At 37.4% G+C, this 2,223-nt stretch carries 1 protein-coding gene and 1 pseudogene; one reads left to right on the top strand and one right to left on the bottom strand.

Annotated elements, in window-relative coordinates:
• Positions 1-146: 146 nt before the first annotated feature.
• Entirely contained in the window at positions 147-2,009 is a 1,863-nt protein-coding gene (locus B4C08_RS02765; RefSeq protein ID WP_296662571.1) for a hypothetical protein, read from the top strand.
• 5 nt (positions 2,010-2,014) lie between these two features.
• Here the strand turns inward: B4C08_RS02765 and B4C08_RS02760 are convergent.
• Positions 2,015-2,223 (bottom strand): annotated as a pseudogene (locus B4C08_RS02760) (hypothetical protein); the annotation flags it as partial.

Raw genomic sequence — 2,223 nt, 5'->3', positions numbered from 1 at the left:
GTCAAGCCCGATAATGACACTTGAATAACTGTTTTTATAAAAAGTTGACATTTATGTTATTTAATTGTTATTCCCATGCCGCGATACGGGAATCTGTTATAAATTTAAAACATATCTTCGGGGCAAACCCCGAAGATGTCATTGGTATGAAAAATCTTATTGCTTTTCTTTTTGCCTTAGTTGTTTCTTTTTGTTCATTTGCTCAGGAACTGGAGCTTCCGGGCATTACAACAACAATTCACCGCGCAAAAAATCCAGAGCTTATCGTGCTGGACGAAGATGCTTTGTCTTCTTTTTCTTCTGCAGAACAGGCGTTGGAAAGCGCGGGCTTTGCATTTAAAAAAGGAAACAATGAGCTTACATTTCACGGCTATTGGAATTCTTCAATAAAAGTCTACATAAACAATGTTCTTGTGAACGATCCAAATACCGGCAAGTTTGATTTTTCTACCTTGGACTTTGCAACTGTAAAATCCATAAAAGTAAATCCTGCCGCGCAAAATGGCTCTGTTGCAATCTACATAACCACAGTTTCCTGCGACTTTAGCAAGATTCGTGTGAATGCGGAACTAAAAAGCCAAAGCTATCTTTCTTCTTTGAATGACAGTCCTACGGCAAGGGCTGAATTTTCTGTTCCCATTGTTTTTGAAAACGGCTCATCTCTTTTTGTGCATGAAGCCTTCAATGTTTCCCATAAGAAAAATCACTTTGGCTACCGTTCGCAGGATGCAACTTACAAGCTAGATTTTAGCGATTCGTATTCAGGCTACAAGAAAAATTATTCAGGCTACGAACGCACTCTTTTTAACAACTCGCTTTTTGCGGAATTTGCCACGCAGAAATTTCCCGGAGCTTCGTTTGGATTTTCAAGCTATGCAAGCTATTCCGATTCCAACTGCGGAAAAACTGGCGGCGCATATTTTACAGAAGAAAAGCAAAAAGACCTTTCGCTTGTTTTTGCATTTCCTGTGTTTATTCCGTTTGAAAATTGGAATTTAAAAGTTCTGCCGTCTTACAAATATTCAGACCTTGACTACACAAAGCATGCCCGCTTTTCAGATTTGGGAAACGAATACAAAGTAAGCAATTTTTCTTTTCAGGCGGAAAGTTCTGTCTTGGACTTTTTGGAATTTTACGCACTTTGCTCTTATGATTTTTCTGATGAAATTTCTTCTGGCAAAGAAAATGCAACTTATTCACATTCGCTTTTTTCTGCATTTTTTTCTCCGTCTTTGAAGTTTGAATATTTTGGTTGGAACTTTTCTTTATCGCTTCCATTTGATTACTTTGAGCCTTCAAATACATTGAGTTTGCTTTACAGTTTTTGCGCAGAACGGAACTTAAAAAATTTTGCGTTTTTCTTTAAGGCTTCAAAAAACATAACAAATCCTGTGTTTCAGCAGCTTTATTATTCAGGTGATGGCGGAATTGGAAACCCGGATTTAAAAAGTGAAAGCGCGTATTCGTTTTACACAGGACTTTCTTACTCGCAAAAATTCGGATTTTCTGTAAAGCCTTTCTTGATTTTTTATAGGGACAAAATCGGATGGGTGAGTGATTCAAGCACTTCCTGGTCGCCGGATAACTGGGGCTCTTCTGTTAACTGGGGCGCGGATTTTTATTTTTCTACTAAAGAGATTTTTGGCAACTTGGAGTTTTCTGCAAGCTATACTTTTTGCAAGGCAATCTTGACTTCAGGCGGCGGAACAAAAGGAAATCAAATAATGTACACTCCTGTTCATACTTTTTCTTTAACGGAAAAATATTCGTTTTTTGATAGCTTTACTTGGACGACTGTTTTTTCCTATAATTCAAAAAAATATACAAGCAACAGCAATACTCTTTATGTGCCGGATTATTTTAATTTGGACACAGGACTTTCTTGGACAGGGGAAAAATTTTATGCGCAGTTCTTGTGGCAAAATGTTTTTGACTTCCAGTATGTCCATGTTGACGGCTATCCTGCGCCGGGAACATCATTCACATTGAGCGCAGGAATAAAACTTTAAACTTATTATAATTTCTTTTTAAGCTCTAAAATTTTTTCAAGCGGAATACTTGTGACCATTGAAATTTGCTCTGGTGTTCCTATTTTTTCTTTAAGCATTTTTTGTGCAGTTTCAATAACTTTCTGATTTGCAATGTCATTAGCTATGCTTTGTGCAGTATCTTTGACCATGTTCCTAGCTATGTCCTTGGCCATATCTTGAGCCATGTTCTTTG

Source organism: Treponema sp. UBA753 (genome assembly GCF_002297325.1).
In the GTDB taxonomy this organism is placed as follows: domain Bacteria; phylum Spirochaetota; class Spirochaetia; order Treponematales; family Treponemataceae; genus Treponema_D.
The sequence above is the reverse complement of the archived record's forward strand: the minus strand, read 5'-3'. Positions and strand labels throughout refer to the sequence as shown.